General features: G+C 34.2%; 17 protein-coding genes. 8 read left to right on the forward strand and 9 right to left on the reverse strand.

Features of this window, described 5'->3' with window-relative positions; all coding sequences use genetic code 11:
* Positions 1-112 precede the first annotated feature (112 nt).
* Complete coding sequence (locus QSV08_RS13435; RefSeq protein ID WP_324023904.1) at positions 113-244, forward strand: hypothetical protein; 132 nt, start codon at positions 113-115, stop codon at positions 242-244.
* Positions 245-1,041: 797 nt separating this feature from the next.
* On the opposite strand, the gene QSV08_RS13440 is transcribed toward QSV08_RS13435, so the two are convergent.
* The 8 genes from QSV08_RS13440 to QSV08_RS13475 form a co-directional block, all read right to left on the reverse strand.
* Positions 1,042-3,135: a glycoside hydrolase family 16 protein gene (locus tag QSV08_RS13440; protein WP_324023906.1), complete on the reverse strand. Its 2,094-nt coding sequence runs from the start codon at positions 3,133-3,135 to the stop codon at positions 1,042-1,044.
* Between the two features lie 304 nt (positions 3,136-3,439).
* On the reverse strand, positions 3,440-6,244 hold the full coding sequence (locus QSV08_RS13445; RefSeq protein ID WP_324023908.1) for a helix-turn-helix and ligand-binding sensor domain-containing protein: 2,805 nt from the start codon (positions 6,242-6,244) through the stop codon (positions 3,440-3,442).
* A 186-nt stretch (positions 6,245-6,430) separates the two neighbouring features.
* Positions 6,431-6,712, reverse strand: coding sequence for a DUF427 domain-containing protein (locus QSV08_RS13450; RefSeq protein WP_324023909.1), 282 nt, complete (start codon positions 6,710-6,712; stop codon positions 6,431-6,433).
* A 20-nt stretch (positions 6,713-6,732) separates the two neighbouring features.
* Entirely contained in the window at positions 6,733-7,941 is a 1,209-nt protein-coding gene (locus QSV08_RS13455; protein ID WP_324023910.1) for an alpha/beta fold hydrolase, read from the reverse strand.
* Between the two features lie 188 nt (positions 7,942-8,129).
* Entirely contained in the window at positions 8,130-9,275 is a 1,146-nt protein-coding gene (locus QSV08_RS13460; protein WP_324023912.1) for an alpha-hydroxy acid oxidase, read from the reverse strand.
* A gap of 8 nt (positions 9,276-9,283) precedes the next feature.
* Positions 9,284-10,657 carry an FGGY family carbohydrate kinase gene (locus QSV08_RS13465; protein WP_324023914.1) on the reverse strand — a complete coding sequence of 458 codons (1,374 nt, stop codon included), beginning with the start codon at positions 10,655-10,657 and terminating at the stop codon, positions 9,284-9,286.
* Positions 10,658-10,667: 10 nt separating this feature from the next.
* Entirely contained in the window at positions 10,668-11,948 is a 1,281-nt protein-coding gene (locus QSV08_RS13470; protein ID WP_324023916.1) for a sugar isomerase, read from the reverse strand.
* Positions 11,949-12,024: 76 nt separating this feature from the next.
* Positions 12,025-14,130, reverse strand: a complete 2,106-nt coding sequence (locus tag QSV08_RS13475; protein WP_324023918.1) for a bifunctional aldolase/short-chain dehydrogenase — start codon at positions 14,128-14,130, stop codon at positions 12,025-12,027.
* Between the two features lie 230 nt (positions 14,131-14,360).
* Between QSV08_RS13475 and QSV08_RS13480 the strand changes: the two genes are divergently transcribed.
* The 7 genes from QSV08_RS13480 to QSV08_RS13510 all read left to right on the forward strand — a co-directional run bounded on the left by QSV08_RS13480 (position 14,361) and on the right by QSV08_RS13510 (position 23,795).
* Positions 14,361-15,407, forward strand: coding sequence for a GntR family transcriptional regulator (locus tag QSV08_RS13480; RefSeq protein ID WP_324023919.1), 1,047 nt, complete (start codon positions 14,361-14,363; stop codon positions 15,405-15,407).
* 112 nt (positions 15,408-15,519) lie between these two features.
* A complete protein-coding gene (locus QSV08_RS13485; RefSeq protein ID WP_324023921.1) occupies positions 15,520-16,344 on the forward strand; it encodes a phytanoyl-CoA dioxygenase family protein in 825 nt (274 codons plus the stop codon).
* Positions 16,345-16,346: 2 nt separating this feature from the next.
* The gene (locus QSV08_RS13490) at positions 16,347-17,054 is read left to right on the forward strand and encodes a creatininase family protein (RefSeq protein WP_324023922.1); all 708 of its coding nucleotides are present in this window, start codon (positions 16,347-16,349) and stop codon (positions 17,052-17,054) included.
* Position 17,055: 1 nt separating this feature from the next.
* A complete protein-coding gene (locus QSV08_RS13495; protein WP_324023924.1) occupies positions 17,056-18,018 on the forward strand; it encodes an aldo/keto reductase in 963 nt (320 codons plus the stop codon).
* Positions 18,019-18,031: 13 nt separating this feature from the next.
* Positions 18,032-19,069, forward strand: coding sequence for an L-rhamnose/proton symporter RhaT (locus QSV08_RS13500; protein WP_324023925.1), 1,038 nt, complete (start codon positions 18,032-18,034; stop codon positions 19,067-19,069).
* 32 nt (positions 19,070-19,101) lie between these two features.
* A complete protein-coding gene (locus QSV08_RS13505) occupies positions 19,102-20,217 on the forward strand; it encodes a polysaccharide deacetylase family protein (RefSeq protein WP_324023926.1) in 1,116 nt (371 codons plus the stop codon).
* A gap of 263 nt (positions 20,218-20,480) precedes the next feature.
* Positions 20,481-23,795 (forward strand): VCBS repeat-containing protein, encoded by a 3,315-nt coding sequence (locus QSV08_RS13510; protein ID WP_324023928.1) that lies wholly within the window; start codon positions 20,481-20,483, stop codon positions 23,793-23,795.
* 335 nt (positions 23,796-24,130) lie between these two features.
* Here QSV08_RS13510 and QSV08_RS13515 read toward each other — a convergent pair whose 3' ends face one another.
* Entirely contained in the window at positions 24,131-25,615 is a 1,485-nt protein-coding gene (locus QSV08_RS13515) for a RagB/SusD family nutrient uptake outer membrane protein (RefSeq protein ID WP_324023929.1), read from the reverse strand.
* Positions 25,616-25,626: the final 11 nt, after the last annotated feature.

Here is a 25,626-nt window from a genome sequence, read left to right on the forward strand (position 1 = left end):
AAAACATACTTTATACAGATATTTTCTATACGTTAATCGATTTTATACTCCTATTTGACAGCACTTTAGGTTAGATCTACCATATTGACAACAGAACAATAGAACAATGATTATGGAACAAGAACTAACTTCAGGAGTTAAAATACTCAACGGATTTCTTAAATTAATGATTACCTGCTTGGTAATAATACTTTTATCAGTACCCTTAGCAGGAGTAGCAGATTGGTTTAATCTAATTAAATAGATCCTACTATAATATTACCGACAAATGCTACAATGGATAGTGAAGGTTTACGAAGTGTTGAATTTCAGATATCGACAAGATACCTTTTTCAAGGTTGAAATACACATTTTAAAAACCCTAAACCACTAAGAAGTAGGATTATACAGCTAATTACGAGAGTTTTACAACATTTTATATGGAATTGTTGCTTAATTCAACTAACTTTAGTAGTGTAACTTTAAAGTAGGTAATGTTATGAACAATTTATCATTTAAAACCGGAGTAGAAACTTATCTATCCGTGCTCGTAATTGCAATGCATGCATTTTTAGCAGTTGTTGTTGTTGGAGCTTTTTTAGCCCTTTTGGGGATTGTCTAATCTTTTAATACCAAAACCCTTATTGAAAAAAAATTACTTTAAAAAAATGCCCCTTTAAAAAGGGGCATTTTTTGTTTTATAAAGTTATACGATTACATCATTAAATATTTTCACTTGATTAATCTTGATTTTGCCTTTTTCCTTCTTTTCCTAATATCCAGAACATCAAGTAAAAACGGCATTGTTTGCCATATGGTTGGATAAACCTTATTATTTTTCATTCTTTAGATAATTAACAATTTTATAATACAAAGGTTATCTAAAGTAGATCAATGCAAAACATGGATATTCTCAAGTTTCTATGCTGAATTAACTTAAATCTTCTCTTACATTATAATTAATTACAGTTCAGTAAATTATTTTACTCCTAACGTTATAAAATATAAACAAAAGAAGCCGTCAAAAATAAATTTGACGGCTTCTTTTAATCTATAATTATTTTATTGGTAAACCCTTACATAATCCACTTCCATGGTATCTTCTGTAAATGCTGGATCGATAGCACCGCCAAGTGTACCGCCCATTGCCACATTCATAATCAAGAAGAAATCACTATTAAAAGGAGTTGTCGCATTGTTCACAAAACTATTATGAATTAGTTGATCATCAACAACAAATTTGATACTTTCAGGTGTCCATTCAACCGTATAGTTATGGAATTCAGAAGTGGCAGTTTCAACTGGTGTTGTACCTACAACCGCATTACCACCGGAATTACCAGGATAATGCAAAGCACTACTTACCGTATTGTTATTATTACCAACGTGCTCCATAATATCAATTTCACCAGTTGCAGGCCATCCAACTTCATCGAAGTTAGCTCCTAATGCCCATAATGCAGGCCATGTACCACCTGCTGACGGCAGTTTAGCTCTTATTTCAACTCTACCGTATGCAAACTCAAATAGATTCTCAGATTTGATTCTAGCAGACGTATATGCCGCACCTCCTGTAGGACTAACTCCGAAATCAAAGAATAGTACTACTCTATCATAATTGAATGCCGGAGCTCCACTAAGGTCAAAAGATAATGTCTCCCAAGACTCTGCCACAGATGTAGTTGCATCTACTTCAAAAAACTCATCCGAATTTGCTTGATTTTCGATTTTCAATCTAACCACTGCACCAGTGGCAGGAGACCAAGTATTAATATTCATACTTGAATATGTTGCTAAGTCTAAAGGAGCGGTAATATCAAAGAACGAACCTGCCCAAACTTCGGCTCCACTATTCTTTGTAGACTCCGCTACTGTATCAGAAGTATTTACACCCGATGCATCAGGATTGTCAATTACAGCAGTTGAAGCTCCACCAAAATCTGTAAATACCGGTACATTACTTTCAAAATCCTGTACCGATAAAGTTTCACCACCAGTAGCGATCAAAGTAATATCATCATAATAATGAACCGCACCACCAACTGCACCAGAACCTCTAGCAGTAATTTTCAATACACCATCTTCTACAATAACATTATCAGCAGCATCAGTATACTCTTGTGCTTCACCGTTACCCCAGCCACCAGCGCCAAGATCATAACCCCAATTAGCAGGGTTTGGAGCACCGTCTACATCAAACTCATCTGACCAAACCAAGTTGGTATAAATGGTCTCTAAACTTTCATCGCCACCCTCAACAGCTGCTGTAGCGTTAAATTTATGGTACCATGCCAAATCAGCATTTTCTGTATCATAAGTTCTAACATATAATTCGGTATCGCTAATAGAAAGTATTTCATACGTAGATGACCCTACATAGTATCCCATAAATCCACCATCTGAAAAACTCATTTGAATTCCCGTAGTTTGATCTTCAGGCACATTTCCTGTAACTTCTGAAAGAACTACAGACTTTGACCCAGTAGTATCAAAATCATAACAGAAATCCATATCTGCAGCACCACCTACGACTGCTTTATGTCCCACATTAAAATAAGTTTGCCCCTTATTATCCAAGGTATAAGATAACACACCGGTAGCATCTACAGAAAATGTAAGTTCATCATCACATAAACAATCAGAATCATCAGAACCACATTTTTCAAATGCTGAAGCTGAATACCATTTTGGGTACCACCAATCACCATCAATACCTTCTCTTGCAGGACCTAATCCTAAATGCCCAGGTTGTGCTGCCGCCAAAAACCAAGTTTTAGAACTATCGTTGGTTAAAAAAGCTACCGTTTCAGGATCAGAAAAGGCAATAGAAACAGATACATCTATAGTCTCTGAAATTTTCTTTCCCTCGGTAGAACCAGCAGTAACAGTAACGGTATACGTATTGTCACCAATCATGTCATAAGTTTTTGATGCTTCACCAGAAGTATCCAATGCAGAACTACCATCACCAAAATCAAAATGATAATAATTGGCATTTGTAGCAGATGCCGTAAAGTTTACAACACCACCACCCATATTTTGAGCACTAACCGTAAGATTAGAAGGTAGTACTGATGCAGGAATATCGATGTCATCTCCGTCACAGCTCATTAAAACTGCAAATAGGGATACCATGATGTACTTTAATTTTTTCATAGTTAAATTTTTTGTTAGAGTTAATTATTTGATTTAGAAACTACCCTTAACCTTACACCTTCTCTTTGTTGTGTTCAGATAAGAATAATCGTTATCGCAATATAAATCAGAACATTATGAATTTCTAAATTATTACCCCTACAAAAAACATACAATTCAAAAAAATCGTGTAATAAAAGAGATTATCGTAATAAAATATAGGGTTACCTAAATTTATCAATAGCATGATGAAATTTGTTAACTAGTAATGAAATTTAAGAATGTTGTGGTAATGTTGTGGTAAATGAAATAGATGTAGTGGAACTTAAAGGTTAATGATATAGTCGGTTAAACCAGCTTCACGAGAAAGATTCATTTTTTTACGTAGACGATATCTTTTCACTTCTACACTTCTTACCGAAATATTTAAAAGTGGCGCAATTTCTTTAGAAGATAAATTTAATCTCAAGTATGCACATAATCGCAAATCATTTGCTGATAATTCTGGATGCTTATCTTTTACCTTTTTCAAAAAATCTTTATCTGCATTATTAAATGCATTCTCAAAAAACTTCCAATCATCAACGTTATTAATATTTCTATCGATTGTTCTGATTACTGCTTTTATTTCTGGAATACCACCACTGGACTTCAACTTGTCTTTAATAGCATTTAAAAATTCATTCTTCTTAATAATACTCATCGTAGAGATTGCTAATTCTCTGTTTTTACTATCTATAAGTTCTTGTAATTGATCATTTTTTATCTGAACTATCTTTCTTTGGTTTTTTAATTTTTTACGTTTTAAACGTTTGCTGTTATCCTTTATAAGTTGTGCTTGCTGTTTTTTATAATAATTTCTATAAATTCTGTGAATTAGAATTGAAAGTAAAAACCCTAATATTATATAACTTATAATTGCCCAATATGAAATATACCAAGGTCGTTGAATTATAAAATTATACGTTTCTACATTACTTGTAAGTTCATTACCAACTTTTCCCCTTACCTGAAAATTATAATGACCATATGGTAAATTATCAAAAGAAATCTCAGAAGAGGTAGACCAATTACTCCAATCCCCATAAAGACCATCTAACTTATATTGATAATAAACCTCTGTATACTTATTGTATTCAGTAACGTTATAATCAAAGCCTAAACTATTTTGAGAATATTTAAACTCATCATCATCTTGCAGAATAACAGGAGCTTTAGGTGTATCATATGATTTTATTGACACCTCGTTTAAACTAATTTGATATTCTCTTTGTGTGATTTTACCTAAATCTAAAGTGATATAACCATTGGATATACCAATTAAATAAAGTTCATTCTCTAAATGAACAACAGATTCAAAACCCAGAACGCCCATACTACGTCTAAAAAATTTTGGTATTGATACCTCTGTCTTTAATGGTTTTTCACTTAAAAGTCCTGTAGATAGACTTATAATATTATCATTTGTAAAACCCCACAGCCTTTCTGTATTATTGGTAGATTGAAGTATACCAACAATGCTATCATTACCTGTGAAAAAATTAGTAGTGAGTAATGAGTCTTTATTAAAAGTGCGTTCTTTAGGCAAGTACTTAAACACTCCATTAATAGTGGCATAAACAATATCTTCATGATACTTTAATAAGCTCGAACCGATACCTTTTGATTCAATTTGATTCATATTCAAAACCTTAGTGTAGGCACTATCTATGGTAACATCAAAAATTCCTTTGAAATCATGATTTATTAGCACTTGGTGTTCATCTACAAATTCAAAAAACCTACTAGAGCTGTCGAATCCTTCAATATTATTTCTATAATTCCAAGTACCATTTTTTCGTTCTAGCACACTTAAGCCCTCATAATTACCCTGTATCAAAAGTTCTCTGTTTGATTTTAAGGGTTGAATATCCCATGTACCCGGGTATTTTGATATATGGGTTGCTTTATCATCTTCGATTACATAAGTGCCATTATGATGACCACAGAATAAAGTACCGTCAATTTCTTTCAACATCCACACCTGTCCCTCTGTACCCGCTACCAATTTAAAATCTGTATCACCAGCATTGTTTTTAAGAAACAATCCTTGATTTGTTCCTAAATATAATTTACCAGCCATTTTTTTAGCGGTATAGACTACTCCTAAAGTGCCCAAATGGTCAGTGTACTCTTTAAATGGAGAATCTAAATTCAATACGCTTAAGCCATTGTCCAAACCAAGCCAAAGATTATGGTCAAAATCTTGATATATTGACAATACGGTATTATTGTTCAGTCCCTTTTCTTGATTAATACGCCTTATTAATTCCCCATTTTTATTGAAATGATAAATACCTTTTGAAATTGTTCCTAATACAAATGAACCATCATCTAAAAGTAAACTGCTGTATATTTTTGTTGAAGATAAATCAACATCTGCGGCGATATTCCATTTTTCAACATTGCTCCCATTAAGATAAAAGAACTCCCCTTGATCAGTAATTACTAAAATTTTATCGCCCAAAGAAAATGCGCCAACTATACCAGTATTAAGAAAAATAACATCATCTGATACTAAAACCGGTTGCCCATTTTCGAGAGTGAAAAGCCCCTTATTTTTTATTTGAAAAAATATTCTACCCCGTATTTCAAAGATTTTTGCGCTTGTAGTTTTTGCTTCTATAATCTCAAAAGAACCGGAGTTGGAATTATAAATATATATTCTGTCTAAAGATTGGAACAACACCCAATCTTTATATGGAGTAATATTCCAAAAATCTTCATCTTCAATAAGTGGTATTGGTAATTTTGATGAGAGCGAGTTGTAATTTAAAACACTAGATTGATTTCTACTCCAGTAACCAAATTCCATATAACTACCAGTATAAACCTTATCTTTTATAGAAACTACTGATTTAACAGGTGTCCCTAACGGAGCCTGATACAACTGCCAAGATGTACCATTAAATTCTAGTAGACCACTATTATTAGCAATATATAATGTTTGATTTTCAGATTGACCTATTCCCCAATTCTGATTACCTGCATTATATTCTATTGGGGTAAAATTTTGAATAGGCGGTAGTTCTTGTGCCGAAAGACTAAGGGTAAAAAGAAAAATTAAAGTATATAAAGATTTCAATATCATTTAAAGGAACATCAAAATTTGTTGGATTTAAATATAAGGTATTTAATGCGAGTAATAGTTTTGTTACAGGTATAGATAAACTTGGATTAAAACTATCAAAGAATTTTAGATTGATTATCATATCATTAATAAACACAAAAAAGGGTCAGCTATTGGCTGACCCTTTTTAAATCTAAAACTAATATTCTATTTCACTTCAACACCTTTCCAAAATGCAACATAACCTTTAATACCTTTTGCTAATTCTGAAACTTCTGGGTAATACCATGCCGCATCTTTATTTACTTCACCGCTTACTTCTACATCGTAATAAGAAGCAATTCCTTTCCAAGGGCACATACTATGAGTTTCTGTACTTTTAAAAAACTCTTTTTTAATATCGCTAGGCGGAAAATAATGATTCCCTTCTATTACAACAGTTGCATCACTTTCTGCTATTACCTTATTATTCCAAATTGCTTGTTTCATAGTTCTAATTTTTAATCATCTTATATTAATTCTGTCATAATCAAAGCACCTTTCGAAAGCGTTTTATGTACAGGACATTTATCGGCTATCTCCAACAACCTTTGTCGTTGCTTATCATCTAAGTTTCCGAATATTTCTATTTCCCTTTTAAAAGTATCAATTTTTTTTCCGTCAGATGAAACATTTTCCGAATCTGGCGCATGATCCTTGCCATGGTCTACATGCACGATTACTTTTTGCAAATCCCATTTTTTACGGGTCGCATACATTCTTAAGGTCATTGCCGAACAAGCACCTAAACCAGAAGCCAAATAATCATAGGGTGATGGTCCGAAATCATTACCGCCAAAATCTATTGGCTCATCAGCTATTAACAAATGATTACCCGAAACAATTTCAGAAGTAAAGCCTTCATTACCGATACTTACCGCCACTTGATGAGAAGTCTTTAAAACCGCTTTCTTCGGAATATCTAAATAACGTTCTGCCCAACCAGATATTACATTTCCAACATAAGTAGAATCCGCACTATTCATTAATAGATGGTCTGCCCTATCAATAGACACAAAGCTTTTAGGATGATGTGCATAGCTGTATAATTCTTTCGCATTTTCGATACCGACTATGGCATCTTGTGGCGAATGAATAACTAAGAAAGGTTTTCTCATGTTCTTAAGCACAGACTCCATAGGTTTTGACTCAATATCATCTATAAAATCTTTATTAATGGTAAAATCTCTACCACCAATATTCACTTTTGCTTTACCGTTCGCATTAATTTCTTCAACACTAGATTTAAATAAATGCTGCACATGAGCAGGAGAAGATGGTGCCCCAACAGTTGCGACAGCCAATACCGATTCTAATTTCGAAGCGGCAAAAATAACTGCAGCACCACCTAATGAATGCCCAACCAACAAAGAAGGAGCCTTATAATTATCTTCTAAAAATTTAGCTGCCTGTATTAGATCAGAAACATTAGATGAAAAATTGGTTTCTTCAAAATCACCTTCACTATCACCTAAACCCGTAAAATCGAACCGAAGTACGGCGATACCTTTATTTACTAATGCCCTTGAGATATTACGAACTGCAGAAAAGTTTTTATTACAGGTAAAACAATGTGCAAAAATCGCATAACTGTGCGCTTCTTGATTAGTAGGCAACTCTAACCGTGCAGCCAATTGTTTACCTTGAGAATTTGTAAAAGTTACTTTTTCGAAGCCCATATTATTTTTTTTCTATACTGTTAGCATTACCATTGCATTAGATGTAAATAATACTAAAAACTTACAAGGCTAAGAAATAATGACTGTGTTATTTAGTAAAGACGAAAGTTGATTAAATCTAAACCATAAAAAAAAGCCCCTTGATTTCTCAAGAGGCTTCTCTTTTATAATTCATTATAGAAGCAAAGTTATATAAGATGTTTTGGTAAATCTTCAACACGCTCACAACATAACTGATCCATAACCTGTTTAAACTGTGTTTTTAGCATACCGATAGTATGATCACCGCCTTTGTCACCTAACGCACCAGTTCCATAAACGAAAGAACGACCCATAAAGGTAAACTTAGCACCACTAGCTATGGCACGCGCAATATCAGGGCCAGAGCGCAAGCCACTGTCCATCATAATCTCTATTTGATCGCTATATTTAGCTGTAATTTCTTGAAGCGAATTTATTGTCGATTGAGCTGCATCTAACTGCCTTCCCCCATGATTAGAAACGATTATCCCATCAAAACCCATACGTATGGCATCTTGAGTATCTTGTTCAGAAGCAACTCCTTTCAAAACTAGTTTTCCTTTCCATTTATCTCTAATCGGTTTTATTTTCTCTTCATTCAATCTACCTGAAAAAGTTTTATCCATAAAAGCACCTAGCTGCTTTAAATCTAGCCCTTCTGGCGTATATGGTTTCAATGTCTCAAAAGTAGGTTGACCATATTTTAAGGTATTATATGCCCAACTTGGTTTTCCTAAAATTTGAAGAATATTTGCTATTGACATTTTTGGTGGTAGTGCCAACCCATTTCTAAAATCGCGCGGGCGATACCCAAAAGTAGGTACATCACATAATAAAACAAGAACAGGGCAACCTGCAGCTTCGGCACGATCGATAATATCATCTCTTATAGCGTCATCTACGGGGTTATATAATTGAAACCAAGCATTGCCCTCTGTGAGCTCGCTTGCTTTTTCAATATCCATGGTTGTAACTGTACTTAGTATAAACGGAATATTGTGATTATGTGCTGCTTCAGCAAGAATAGCCGGAGTATTCGGCCACATGAGACCTTGAAGTCCGACGGGGGCTATACCAAAAGGAGCATCGAACTCCATCCCCATTATTTTCGTCTTTAAACTAGAGGTACCATTATTTCTAAGATACCGTGGTTGTAACTGAACCTTTCGAATATCAGATGTGTTTCTAGTAAGACTTACATCTTCATTACAGCCGCCATCTAAATATTCAAAAGCGAACTTCGGAATTCTTGATTTTGCCTTAGACCGCAAATCGTCTACTGACGGATAGTCTGAGTTGAAATTCATAGCCATAACTAATTCTATTTTAAATTGAGTGGCACGTGTTTTTTAACAGCGTAATTATTTTTAAGAAATTTAGGCTCTAACATCTTGTCTGAAATAACGATTGCAGCACCTAGGGCAGAACCAAGCGAAGAATTTGCAGTTCTAAGCTTCATTTTATTCATAGACTGTGAAAGCATTTGTATATACACTTCATTATCACTAAAACCACCGTCAATATAAAGTTTTTTGATTTTAGATTTTCCAATAGCAGCTTTAATACTTTTCTCTTGAAGTAAAACCAATTCTAAAAGTAATTGATGGTAAGCATATTCATAGCTATCGTATGAAATTGTAGTTTTATTAGGCATATGTTCTGAATACATTGTAAACCACTTGAACATATGAGTAAAATTTCTATTGATTTCTAAAAAGATATCTTGATCGAATTTTACTTTTTTATGACAGTCATAAGGCACATTATAATAATCAGATAATACTTTGACTTGGACCTTGTACTCATTACCTAAAAATAGTCGCGAAACTTTAACAGCACTTCCGTCTACTCGCATGTTAAAAAGCGAACGATTTTCAATATCATTTAAGCTTAACATCCCCTCATTAAAAGGGTTAATAGAAATGCTCCATGTACCTGTAGAAACCAATAAAAATGGTTTGGTAATACTACGATTATATGGTACTAGTGCCGATGAGCTATCATGAATACCACTACCTATATTAATTTGATGTCCTTTATAATTAACCAATGTTGTTTTACAAGAAGATTGAATAGGAGGCAATTTCTTATCAATACCTTCTTTGTATACCCAATCGTGATAGTCTTTTTGTTCAAAATTCCATAACATGGTATGACAGCCTATACTTGTATACTCACTTACGGGAATACCTGTAAATAAGTAGCTTAAATATTGGGGTAGATGTAACGAATATTGAATTTTTTCAAAGACCTCTGCCTGGGCTAACTTTAGCCAATATAATTGTATTCCTGCATTTAGCATTCCTAATTTTGGTGACCCAGTTACTTTAGAAATTTGAGTTTCTGTACCGTGAGTTTCATAAAAAGAATCTAAAACCCCATCTTTTAAAGGCTTCAGGTAATTGTAAAGATGTGTAAGTGGCTTGCCGTTTTCATCAATATGCACCAAACTAGCCCCATAACAAGAAAAATTTAAAGCTTGAATCTCATATTCTTTAGAATCTAGCATTTTATCAAAAATGGCGACAGCCCAATTTTTCAAAGCTTCTAGGTTTTCGGTAGGATAACCGTCTTCATCTTCAATTTCATCAAAACGTATATACTCGCGATGAATCTCTCTGAAAGATTCGTCGAAAAGAAAGAACTTTTTGTTCGTTTTTCCAATATCGAATACAGCCGTTACCTTTATTTTCATTAGAGTATAATTACAGTCCTGACGCCACTGAATCAGCACCTCTTTCTTTAATTAAATTTTCTCTTACCTGCAATGACCTATAAGCGTTTAAAGGATCTAACGCACCTTCTTTATTTAGCCTAGCCTTCTCAAGTAATGGTCGCACATCTGTGCGGTAGGCAGCTTGAAGTATCTCTTGACATTTTACAACATCATTATTTAATTGTGCGGTCGTTAAAAGCTTCTGGTCTACAAGCAACGCTTTTGCATATGCTTCTTTTATAGCTTCTAAAGACTGAATTAAATCTTCTAAAGGATCTTTAATATTATGACTAGCATCTATCATCCATGCAGGATATGGATTTTGAGGATTATTCTCCATCCCATAAACTAAGGCATTAAAAATTAAAAATAAGGCGTAAGGCTTAACACTGCCAACAGTAAGGTCATCATCGCCATACTTACTATCATTAAAATGAAAACCACCTAATTTTCCTTTTAACATTAAGGTAGAAACTATTTGCTCAATATTGGTATTCGGTAAATGATGCCCTAGATCAACTAAGGTATATGCCTTTTCTCCACAGGCATTTGCAAGCATAAATGAGGTACCCCAATCTTGAATTACCGTACTATAAAAATTAGGCTCGTAAGGTTTGTATTCAATAAACATTTTCCAATCATCAGGTAGTGTTTTGTAAATATCCTTTAAACTATCTTCCGTATTTTGCAATGCAGATTGAAAATTACTCTGACCAGGAAAATTAGCCCCATCTGCCAACCAAACGGTTAAACTTTTTGAGCCTAGTTTGTCGCCGATTTTTATAACTTCAATATTGTGTGCTATTGCCTGTTCGCGTGCAGCTTTGCTTGTGTTACTCAGTGACCCGAACTTATAACTTTCTTTTGAATCTTTTTGGTCTTGAAAAGTATTGGAATTGACGGCATCAAATATGATGTCGTGAGATTTAGCCAAGTCTTTTATTGCATTATAATCTTGAGGAACATCCCAAGGAATATGTAATGATATGGCACCTGCACTTTGCGTGAGAGAATGAATAATACCGACATCATCAATTTTCAACTCTAGGCTAGATGGTTCGCCTTGAAAACCAAAACGACCAAAACGAGTACCACCAGCACCTAATGCCCAGCTCGGTATCGCTATCTGAAATTCTTCAATTTTTTTAATTATAGCATCAACATTGGTACCATTTTTAGTCAATTTATTAGCTAAAAAATCGAAATGCTCATTATGCTCAATGATGTCTTTTCTATTTACATCACCAAGTTGATTTTTATCTATTCTCATAAACTTCTTGATTTTGAAAAAATACTTCCATGAGCGAATTAACCCTAATGACCCATGGAAGTAAGAACAAACTAAATTATCTTACGAAGGCATTACTCATACCACCATCTACATTAATAATATTTCCGGTAGTTTTATCTAAAATACCTACGCATGCAAATACACCATTTGCAATATCTTTAGGGTAAATAATTTCATTTAAAAGATTTCTTTTAGCATAATGCGCCGGTAGCTCATCTACGGTAATTCCGTAAGCTTTCGCTCTACCTTCTGCCCAATCACCTTCCCATATTTTGCTACCTACAATAACCCCATCAGGATTTACCGTATTTACACGTATTTTATCACCACCTAATTCAGCTGCTAATAACCTTGCCATATGTTGTTGGGCTGCTTTTGCTGTTCCATAAGCAACGTTATTTGGACCTGAAACCAGACCGTTTTTACTGGCAATACTAACAAAATCGCCTCCTAAGCTTTGTTTTCGCATAATACCTACAGCTTGTTTTGCAAGTTCGAACTGACCTTTTACCAGTACGTTTTGTAGTATATCCCAATCTTTATCTGTAGTTTCTTCTAAAGGTTTTGAAATAGCAAGACCTGCACTATGAACAACGATATCTACACCACCAAACTCTAAACATGCTTTTTTATAAGCTTCAGCTATAGATTCACTTTTTGTTACATCACAAACCGTATAGCTTGCTACATCTTTAGCATACGTTGCAACGCCTTCTTTCAGTCTATCTTCCGCAATATCAGTCAACACTACGTTAGCGCCTTCTTGAGCTAATTTATCAGCAATAGCTTTACCAATACCGCCACCTGCACCAGTAACCAGAGCTACTTTACGCGATAAAGGCTGTTCTTTTGGCATACGCTGTAATTTTGCTTCTTCTAACAACCAATATTCAATATCAAAAGCTTCTTGTCTTGGTAAGGATGTATACGCCGTAAGTGCCTCTGCACCGCGCATTACATTTATAGCATTTACATAAAACTCATTAGCTACACGGGTAGTCTGTTTATTTTTCGCAAAACTGAACATACCAACACCAGGATAAATTATTATAACCGGATTTGCATCTCTAACAGCAGGGCTATTTTCGCGCTTATGGTTCTCATAATAAGAATTATATTCTTTTCTATATTGCTCAAATGCCGGGTGTAATTTCGCGAGTACCCCAGCTGTATTTGAAAAATCTTCATTAAGATCCAGTTTCAATACTAAGGGCTGTATTTTAGTTCTAAGAAAATGATCAGGACATGAGGTACCCATTGGCGCCAAACGCTCCAAATCATTACTATTTATAAATTCTAAAACAACATCACTATCATTAAAATGACCAATCATTCTATTTTCAGAAGAACAAAGTCCCCTAAGCATGGGCATTAATTGCGCTGCTTTTTCTAATCGATCTTCTTTGGCAAGGCTTTTTATCTTTTGACCACCAAATACGCTACCGTTATCGGCGATCTTTTTCTCTATGTATTCAGAAGCCATTTCAATAACTTCAAGACTGTTTATATAACATTCATAAGAAGTATCGCCCCATGTAAAAAGTCCATGACTACCTAATACAATTCCACGAATTCCGGGGTTGTCGTTCAGACATTTTTCTAGTTGAAGCCCTAAATCAAATCCAGGTCTTTGCCAAGGCACCCACCCCATGGTATCTCCCCATATTTCTTTGGTCACCTTTTCACTATCCTTTGCTGCAGCAACCGCAATCAAAGCATCTGGATGTAGGTGGTCTATATGCTTAAATGGCAATAAGCCATGCAAAGGCGTATCAATAGATGGTGCTTTACTTTCTAGATCATAAATACAATGATTGAATAGACCAACCATACGATCTTCATCTTCTAGGCCACCATATACATTCTTTAAATTTCGCAGTCTCTCTGTATAAAGACCTGCTATGCCAGCTTTAGTCAAGGTACCGATATCGCCACCAGAACCTTTAATCCACATTACTTCAGCTTCTTCATTTGTCAACGGATCTTTTTCAATGGTTTTACAACTTGTATTTCCGCCACCGTAGTTCGTTATTCTTAAATCTGCACCTAAAATATTTGAACGGTAAAGGAATAAGGCAACTTGATCATCACCTAATTCGGCGGCTTTCTTGTGGTCCCATAAATAATCAACATACTTTAAATTCTCAGATATATGACTCATGAATTTTACTTAAATAATTAGTATTATCGTTAGATTAGCTAGCTAAGCTAAAAGTTAGTAACCAATATAGCATCCTGTACTATACTGTAAATTAGCACTCTTGTTTTAAATATTTATTTTACCCTTGTTTAAGCAAAATCATTGCGTATTTTAAATGAATAATTGCTTTAGTTAGTAATACTGTCAGCTAAATTACCCTCTGTAAACAATAATTCGACAACCCCATTTTCATGATAACATTTAGAAAAATAGTAATTGACAGAAAGTCAAGAAAACCTAAATATAGACAAATTGTTGATTCAATAATTGATGGTATTGCTACTGGATCTATAGTTATAGACGAACAGTTACCATCTATAAATATGTTTAGTGAAGAGTTTCTTTTATCAAGAGATACCGTTGAAAAAGCATACAAAATTTTAAAAGAAAGAAAAATTATAACCTCTGTTAGAGGCAAAGGTTACTTTGTATCAAGAACACAGTTAATCTCTAAAATTAATGTGCTATTTCTTACCAACAAAATGAGCGCTTATAAAATGAAAATTTACAACTCATTTATAAACTCTTTGGGCAGCGATGTACACACAGACTTATTTATTTACCACTGTAACGAATCTTTGTTCTTGAATTTACTAGACAAAAGCCAGGGTGCGTACGATTACTATCTGGTTATGCCTCATTTTAAATCTGACCAACTTAAACACAAAAGTTTTTCTGAATCTATAATTAATAAATTAAACGATATACCAAAGAAGAAATTAATAATAATGGATAATAATAAAATCGCTCTTAAGGGTGATTATTCTGAGGTATATCAAGATTTTGAAAACGACATTTACAATGCATTAAACGATGGAATTGATAAAATTAAAAAGTATAAAAAACTTTTATTGGTATACCCTGAAAAAATAGAATACCCCTACCCAAAACGCATTGTTTTTGGATTTAGAAAATTCTGTGCAGAGAATAATCTTGATTTTGAAATATTAAATGAGATTTATGACGACATGATATTAAAAAAGGGAGATCTCTATATAACAATTGAAGAAACCGATTTGGTGAATTTGGTTCATCAAGTTCGCGAAGACCATATGTCTATCGGAGAAGATATTGGCATCATCTCATATAATGACACTCCTTTAAAAGAACTTTTAGGAATAACAGTAATATCTACCGATTTTGAAAATATGGGAAAATCGGCTGCTCAGTTGATTTTAGAATCTAAAGTGAGTAAAATTAAAAACCCATTTAACCTAATTGACCGCAACTCTATGTAATCTAAATTGTTTAAAATATTACAGGATAGCACAGGATGAAGCAACTACTAAATTATTCTAGTATTGTTTAACAAACCAGAACCAATATTTAAAATTCCAAAATTACCGAGTTATGAGATATAATTTAACGGCAGAAGAAATTTCAAGTTATCGCACAGACGGATTTTTAATCGTTGATGACTTTTTAAATGAAGATGAAGTAAAATTATGGAAAGACACTATTGATTTGGCCATCACGAAAAGACAAGGTCGAAAATTTCCTCATTCAGAAGTGAAAACCGGCGATTCTGACGGAATCAATAAAGATGCAGAATACTTTGGTAAAGTTTTTGACCAAATCATCAACTTATGGATGACAGATGAAGGTGTTAAAAATTTGATGCTCGACAAGCGACTAGGTAAGATGGCGGCAGATCTTTCGCAAGCAGATGGTATTCGTATATGGCATGACCAATCTCTAGTAAAACAACCTTGGGGTAACCCTACCTCTTGGCATTTAGATACTCCGTTTTGGTCTTTTAATGACAGAGAAGCATTAAGCATTTGGGTAGCTTTAGAAGATGTAACATTACAAAATGGGTGTTTATATTTTATGCCTGGCTCCAATAAAGACACCGAGCTTGTAGAACCTGGCATTGGTTCTAATATGGGCGATGTTTTTAACTCGTACCCTAAATACGGATCAAAAGACCCGCAACCTGCGGTAATAAAAGCTGGTAGTTGCACTTTTCATAACGGCTTAACAATACATGCGGCAGGTGTAAACATGACGCCAAGAACAAGAAAAGCAATGACGTGTGCATATATGCCAGATGGCGCTGTTTTTAATGGAAAACAAAATGTATTACCAGACGATTATTTCAAGTCATTAAAAATTGGGGATATTTTAAATAACGAAGAGCAGAACCCATTAATATATCATAAAAACAGAGATTAAAAATGGACGATGCGAATTGGGGGCATTTTGATAGAATGCTGCCTATACAAATAGAAGCCATATTCAAAAAATCTCCAATTGCGTATATACCTTGGGGGGCAATAGAATATCATGGCAATCACAATCCTACAGGGTTGGACACCCATAAAGCATATCATTTATGTGTTGATTTGGCAAAGGATTCTGGCGGTTTAGTTTTTCCGCCTATAAGTTTAGCCGCTAATTTAATAAAGTCATATCCGGGTGTAAATTTCCCTAAACATTCTATTGAGTTTTCTGAGCAATTAATACGCTCTATTTGCGAAGAATATCTAGAACAATTAATCTCTCAAGAATTCAAAATAGTTGTGTTACTATCTGGTCATGCCGGTCAGCCTCATCTAGATATTTTAAAAGATGTAGCCGAAAAGTATAATAAAAAGCAAACAGATTGCTATATCTGGGCATTGGCAGAGTTTGACATATTGCCTAATGAGTTACTAGAGGCAAATCATTCTGCTTTAGGCGAGACATCTTTACAATTGTATTACGAACCGCAGACAGTAGCTCTTGATAATTTACCGAAAGACAGAGAGGTAACTTTAGAGCACGATGCCGTATCTGGTAAAGATCCAAGATTAGCTAATAAAAAACTTGGTGAGCAAATAGCAAAAACCTTTGTTTTGAACGCATCAAAAAAAATAGAAGACTTAAAGCAAACATATTGTTAAAATGAAAAAAAGAATATTAGGTCGTACTGGATTAAATGTAAGTGAGATTGGTTTGGGTACCTGGGCTTTCGGAAACAATGTTTACGGTGGCGTTGCCGAAAAAGATGGTATCGCAACAATTCATGCTGGCATTGACATGGGCATTAATCTATTTGATACAGCACCACAATATGGAACAGACAAGCAAGATGGTGTTGCTGAAATCGTATTAGGAAAAGCCTTGAAAGGCAAAAGGGATAAAGTTTTCATATCATCAAAATTTGGCAGAAATCCTTGTATTAAAAATGGTGCTTCGCAATTTTACAAATCACGAATTATAGATTCTGTTGATGAAAGTTTAAAACGTTTGCAGACCGACCATATAGATGTACTTTTTTTTCATTCTCCTTTCTCTTCCGATGAAATAAATGATGATGTTTGGGAAGGTGTCGAACATGTAAAAAAGCAAGGCAAAGTTCGCTTTATGGGACATTCAGTTTCAATGTTCGAACAAACCGAAAATATGGCCAGACAATGGGCAAATGAAAATAAAATAGATGTTGTACAAGTTGTACTTAGCTTAATGAACAGAGAATCACAAAAGCTAATTAATGAATTACACGAAGCTAATATTGGCGTTTTCGCTAGAGAATGTCTTGCCAATGGTTTTTTATCTGGTGCATTTAAAAAAGACACCATTTTTAAAGAAGGTACTTTAAATGCTCGTTATTCTCGTGAGCAACTTGCTGAAAGAATTGACCAAGTTGAAGCTTTTAAATTCTTAATTAAGAACGATATTCATAATATGCCAGAAGCTGCACTACGATGGGTTTTAGACCAAAATGGTGTAACCACTACTTTATCTGGCGCAAAAAACATTCATGAACTTGAAGGTGCCGTATCTGCTTCGAAAGCTGATTCTTTTACAAAAGAAGAATTACAAAAAGCTAAGACAGTTTTGAACAAAAATTATGAAGCGGCATAAAAATTAAAAAACTATGGGCGCATTACTAGGTTTAATTTTACATGCAATTGGTGGTTTTGCCGCAGGTAGTTTTTACATTCCTTTTAAATTAATAAAAAAGTGGAGTTGGGAAACTTCTTGGTTTGTATTAGGTATTGCTGCATGGCTAATAGCACCAATACTAATGGCTTGGTTTACTGTCCCAAATTTATTTGATGTTTTGTTTGCTGCAGATTTTGAAACTAAACTTTACACCTTCGTTTTTGGAGTTCTTTGGGGTATTGGAGCATTAACCTTTGGTTTATCTATGCGTTATTTAGGCATAGGCTTAGGTATGGCCGTTGTCTTAGGCTTCACCGCAGCATTTGGCACATTAATACCACCAATCTATTCTGGTACATTTTTTCAGTTATTAGAAACACCCGGCGGTATTATGGTATTGATAGGGGTATTAGTAACACTTTTCGGCATTGCAATTGCGGGAAAAGCCGGAATTTTAAAAGAGAAAAATTTAAATATAGAACAACAACAGGCTGCTGTTGCAGAATTCAATCTTTCTAAAGGTATTGTCATTGCTATCATCTCAGGTATTTTGAGTGCTTGTTTTGCTTTTGGTCTCGCCGCAGGCAAACCAATTGCAGATGAGGCTTTAAAAGTCGGAGTCCAGAATATATTTCAAAACAATCCTGTTATTGTCTGGATCCTTTGGGGTGGTTTATTAACTAATATCGTTTGGACAGTTGTTTTAGGTATTAAGAATAAAACTTTTGGTCAACTTACAGACGAAAATATACCTAACAAACCCAAAAACTATTTGCTAGCTATAGCTGGTGGTGTTACTTGGTATTTTCAGTTTTTCTTCTATGGTATGGGCACTACATTTTTAGGCGAAAAATATGAATTTGCAAGTTGGTCTTTACACATGGCATTCATCATCATTTTCAGCACACTTTGGGGGGTTTATTTCAAAGAGTGGGAAGGTGTCTCTAAAAAAACCATGCGTACTTTATGGCTCGGCCTTTCTGTAATCATTTTATCCACACTATTAATTGGTATAGGAAACAGCCTATAATTTCAACGTTGAATTAAATACGGAGAGCAGAAATGAAAATCAAAAATACAGCACCGCTATTTGTCTTTTTATTACTTGTAATAACATCTCATGGTCAAGATAATTTTATTCTTGAAGAAGCAACTACACCTAGATTCAATCTAACCGATAAAATTTGGGCACAAAATATTGGCGATGCATCTGTTTCTCTATGGAATGATGATAAACTAAGTGCGTTTAGCATTACCATTGACGATAACTATGAAAAGGATATTCCTTTTTGGATCGAACAACAGAAAAAATTCTCATTTAATTTCACATGGTTCGTTATAACAGAAGCTGAAGAAAAATACAATGTAAAGAATTGGACATTATTCAATGAGCTTGCAAAAACAGGAAATGCTATTCAAGGTCATGATGATAGAAACTGGTATGAAGACAAAACCAAAGGCATTGATTTCCCTTCTTTAAAAGAGTACAATGACAGATTAAATCGAACAAAAACAAAAATTGAAGAGCATATTGAAAATCAAGAATGCTTGACGTACGCATACCCTTGGGGTGAAGGCAATGAAAATGAAGCTAGTAAGCACTTTATAGCTAGCAGAGGGGTTATTGGCAGGTTGAACACTGCAAATCAAATTAATTTCAAACAAGTAAGAAGTATTTCAAATCCCCATATTTATCAAAACGACAGTACGCGCAACCATTATATTTTACCGCTCTTAAACAAGACATCAACATTAGAGAATAAAAATTATTACAGAGGTTGGGGCAGCACTCATTTTCATGAAGTCTCTACTAAAGAATCTCAAATCAAAACAGTAGAATTTCTCAATTACCTAAAAGAAAAAGAGGATAAGTTATGGATAGGAACCTTTCCTGATATTGCAAAATATGCTCAAGAATATGCAACACATTCTATTAATGTAAATTCCGTTTCTGAAACTCAAATTCATATCACATTAAAAGATGAAATGAGAGATGATATTTACAACTACCCATTAACTGTAAAAGTTCGTTTAGCGAATAATTGGGTATCGCTATCTACAACCCAGAACGGAAACGAAATCGAAAGTGAAATCATACAATACAATAGCAACAAATATGCTTTGGTAAAAGCTGTACCCGACAACGGCGAAATATTATTGAAGAAAGGTAATTTATAAAATATCAGAAGGATTATGCCCGAAAATTTCTGAACAAATTATCTTTAAAGTAGAGCATTAAGTCCTAAGTTACATTCCTACTTAATACTAAGAGTTGTTGATGAATTATTTCACTTTCTAGAAATAAATAAAAACGCTCTAATGTATCTAAATACGCTGTTTTATATTGGTTCTCTACATCCTTATTTAAAATTTAAGGTTGTAATTTTATTATGTTACGTTGATTCTATTAAATCAGTATAATTATTATCTTAATATTTTATATGAAAAACTCATTTGCGCTTTCCTTAATTATACTTTTTACAATATCTTCTTGTAATACCAAAAAGTCAGAAACACTTTTTAAGCAATTACCTTCAGTAACAACAGGTATTACGTTTAATAATACAATCGTAGAAACAGATAGTTTTAATATCATTACCGAAGAATACCTTTTTAACGGTGGTGGCGTAGCTGTAGGAGATTTTGATAATAATGGGCTACCTGATCTATTTTTTACAGGTAATCAAGTAACAAATAAACTCTATTTAAATTCCGGAAACTTTAAATTTACCGATGTGTCTGCTAGCGCGAATATAGAGGCGAAAAACAAATGGAATACCGCTGTAGCCGTCGTAGATATTAATGCTGATGGTTGGTTAGATATCTATGTGTGTTCTGCAATGGAGAATCCAATAGAAAGAAAGGCAAACCTACTTTTTATTAATAATGGGCTTAATGATAAGGGCGAACTAAATTTTGAAGAACGTGCTAAAGAATATGGAATAGCAGATACTGGTAATGCCATGGGAGCGACATTTTTTGATTATGATAAAGATGGCTATTTAGACCTATACATAGTAAATAATGAAGAGGCCCATAATCAACCAAACACCTATAGAAAAAAAATTGAAGATGGAACGGCAATAAGTAACGACAGATTATATCATAATAATGGCGATGGCAGTTTTACAGACAAAACTTTAGCTGCAGGTATTCGTTTTGAAGGTTATGGTTTAAGTGTCGCAATTTCTGATTTAAATTATGATGGTTGGCCAGATATTTATGTAACTAATGATTATTTAACCAACGATTTATTATATATAAACAATCAAGACGGTACGTTTACAAATGATATAAAACATCATATAAAGCATCAAAGTAAGTTTAGTATGGGGTCAGATATTTCAGACTTCAATAATGATGGCTACTTAGATATCTTAACATTAGATATGCTTGGCGAAACTAATGAGCGTATGAAAACCAACAACGCTAGTAATAATTACATGAACTACCTTTTCAACGAGCGGTTTGGGTTTGAATATCAATATAGTAGAAATATGTTACAATTGGGGAATGGTTCTTCAACCCCTTTTAGCGAGATCGGGATGCTTGCAGGAATTTCAAAAACAGATTGGAGTTGGTCGCCTTTATTTGCCGATATTGATAATGATGGTAATAAAGATTTACTTATAACAAATGGTTTTCCAAGAGACATTACGGATATGGATTTTGGAGAATTTAGATTAGAGATGTCGCAGTTTCTCGATGAGATAAAAATGCTAGACTCCATTCCTATTGTTAAAGTCACTAATTATGCATATAAAAATAATGCAGATTTAACCTTTGATAATGTAAGTGAAGATTGGGGTCTTAAAATACCATCATTTTCAAATGGTGCCGCATTTGTAGATTTAGATAATGATGGTGATTTAGATTATGTAGTTAATAATATAAATGATGAAGCATTTGTTTTTGAAAATACAATTCAAAAAACAAATAGTATTCAACTAAAGCTAAATGGACCTAAAAATAATTCTCAAGGTATTGGAACAAAAATTAAAGTTTCACTTACCAATGGTGAATTTCAATTTTACGAACATCATTTAACACGCGGATATATGTCTTCTGTAGATCCTAAAATTCACTTTGGTTTAGGTCCAGCCAAAGTTAAGGCAATAACTGTATTATGGCCCGATGGTAAATTGCAGGAGATTATGAACCTGACTGAAGATACCTTAGTTGAGATTGATTATGCTGATACAAAAGCTAGTCCAGATGTAGCTATAGGATTTCCATTTATGAAAGAGAGTTCTAAAAAACTATTCAGTGAAATTAGTGATAGCCTTGGTGTTAAATATGTGCATGAAGAATATGATATCAATGATTATAGTATTCAACGAACTTTGCCGCATAAATTATCTCAAAATGGACCAAGTATAGTTACAGGAGATATTAATGGTAATGGTTATCAAGATTTTATAATAGGAAGTTCTTCCCGTTATTCCCCAATTATTTTTGAACAACAAAGCAATGGTACTTTTACGAATAGACCTCTCTTTAAAGAGATTGCAGATAAAATGAGAGAAGAAGAGGATCTGGTATTGTTTGATTTAGAAAATGATGGAGATTTAGACTTGTATCTAGTTGGTGGCAGTTATGAGTTTTCTGGAGATTTGAGTAGGTATAATAATCAATTATATATAAATGACGGAAAAGGTAATTTTAGCTTGTCGATCAATAAATCTCCATTAGTTACCAGTAATGGCTCTGTGGCAATAACTGCCGATTTTAATAATGATGGTTATCAAGATTTATTTGTTGGAGGAAGAACTCCTGCGGGTAAGTTTCCACTTTCGGATGATAGTTATCTTTTGCAAAACCAAAACGGAACTTTAGTTGATGTTACGCAAAGCCTACTGCCCGAAATTGATAACTTAGGTATGATAACCGATGCAGTTTGGACCGACGTAGATAAAGATGGGTTACTAGATTTAATAGTTGTTGGAGAATTAACTGAAATATTTCTATTTAGGAATACAAACGACGGATTTGTAAAACAGGAAATCCCTGATTTCAAAGGTTTGTATGGTTGGTGGGAGAGCATACTGGTCGCTGACTTTGACAACGATGGTGATGATGATTTGGTAGTTGGTAATGTGGGTAGAAATAACTTCTTTCAGCCTACAAAAGAAAAGCCGGTTAATTTAATAGCCAAAGACTTTGATGCAAATGGTAGTATAGACCCTGTTTTATTTACATACTTATTAAATAAAGAGGGTGACTATAAATCATACCCAGCAAACTTTTGGGGAGATTTATCAAAGCAAAGTCCATTGTTTAGGTCAAAATTTAATTTTTATAAAGATTTTTCAAAAGCTACAAAAGAAAACATGTTTACTTCAAAAGAACTTGAAGGGGTTATGCAATTAACAGGCAACTATGATAGGAGTATTTATATTGAAAATTTAGGTGATTTAAAATTTAAAATATCCGAGCTACCTATTGAGGCACAATTTGCTCCAATAAATGATATGTTAGCTGGAGACTTTGATTTCGACGGTTTAAAAGATATGATACTGGTAGGAAATGATTATGGAAATGAAATTTTTATTGGACGTTTAGACGCCTTAAATGGAGTGTTTTTAAAAGGTGACGGAAAGGGAAGTTTTAAAATTATTCCAACTGAAAAGAGTGGGTTTTTAGCTACTGAGGATGCAAAAAATATTACTACAATAAAAAACAGCAATAATAAAAATCTATTTCTAGTGACTCAAAATAAAGGAAATCTCTTGATTTTCAATCAGAATAATAAATAATGAGGCCTCTTTAAATCCTTAAATTATGGTTTTTAAAAATCATTTTTATTGTAGAATAGTAAGTAAAGACGATTGACTATTTTGTAGATACTGATGAAGAAGTGATAAGAGAATATTCTTAATCAAGCAAAATCAAGGTATACCAGTTGCGTAATAATCATTATCCGCGCCTTTTTACCCCTCTAATACTTTGCCTTGGAAACGTTCATAATAAATATTAATGAACAGGACAATTTTGAAAGCTTTAAAAAGTTTGTATTATGTATTAAAAAAAAGCAGCATATGTAAATATGCTGCTTTTTGAAATTCAACTAAACTAACTTAACAATATTATCTTAAAAACCAGGGTTCTGGTCTGCAGCCGATACATTTTCATTAGAGGTTATTTCTCTATCCGGTATTGGCCATAATTCGTTTTTACCAACTTGAAAATTAGTACCCGCTAATTCGGTAGATACTAAGTTCCATCTTAAAATATCGTTGTAACGAACTTGCTCACCAGCTAATTCAACTTTTCTTTCATGAACGATAGCTTCAAAAACTGCAGCTTTAGAAAGTCCGTTTGGCAGGTCGGTAAGACTAGCTCTTTCACGAACTTCATTGATAAGGTCTACGGCATCATCTTGCGTACCTACCTCATTTTCACATTCGGCCATCATTAAAAGAACATCGGCATAACGTAAGTATTTAAAGTTGATACCGGACTCTTGATCTTCATTGGCATCTTTGTAGTAGTTCTGATACTTTTTCCAGCCTGCGCGTCTCTCATCTCCTGCTGTTAGCATTTCTGCGGTTACCGTGCCACCACCGAAGGTGTCGCCAACAGAATAAAAGCTATCGGCATATCTAGCGTCGCCAGCTTCGAACTCATCTAAAAGATCATCTGAAGGAAAAACATTGAACCAATCGTTAAAGCCATATTCCTGACCTCTAAAAGTCGCTTCGTTCGGACCTGCACCTGTAACGGATGAGTTCCATTTTGCACCTGCCCCGAGAGCATCGTCATATTCGATTTCAAATATAGATTCTACACCATGTTCCGTTTCTTCTGTGAAGTTGTCAAAATAGTTAGGCTCCAATGAGTACCCAGATAGTTTATTGAACTCGGCCAAGGCCAAGGAATGCTCTCCTAAAAACAGATATACTTTACCTAATAGGGCGATTGCGGCACCTTTGGTAGCTCTACCGTTATCTTCATTGCTTTTATTCAATAAGCTTGTAGAAGCAGCTTGTAGATCTGAAATAATCAATGCATAGACTTCTGATGCAGGCGATTTGGCGATACCTTCTGTGGTGGTCGGTATTTCTGTAATCAAAGGCATATCACCAAACCTGGTAACCAATAGGAAGTTGTATAGCGCACGTAAAAATTTGGCCTCGCCCAAAAACTTTTGTTTGGTAGCATTGCTCATTGTCGCTTCTTCAATTTCGTTGATCGCTTCTTCGTTACCAATAACAAAATTCGCTTTATTGATACCTCTATAGCAACTTTCCCAGTAATCGGCAATTGGTCCGTGACTAGAATCAAAAGAGAAGTCTAAATACTGTCTTTTATCAGCCTCTAGTTGAGGGTTCCCATCATTCTCATGAGACATATTATCTTGTGAGAAGAACATGTGCCTAGAGTACAGACCTCTGGTCTGCAAGTTTGCATATGCAGCATTTACCGATGACTGCACCTGAGCTTCTGTCTTGAAAAATGTCTCTGGAGACAATCCGTTAGGATTGACTAGCTCCAGGTCATTTTCACTACACCCGTTTATGATCACCATGGCGGTGAAGAGCGTAAACATTGAAAAAATTATTTTTGTTGTTTTCATCTTTCTTTTCT

It is taken from the genome of Maribacter sp. BPC-D8, assembly GCF_035207705.1.
GTDB lineage: Bacteria > Bacteroidota > Bacteroidia > Flavobacteriales > Flavobacteriaceae > Maribacter.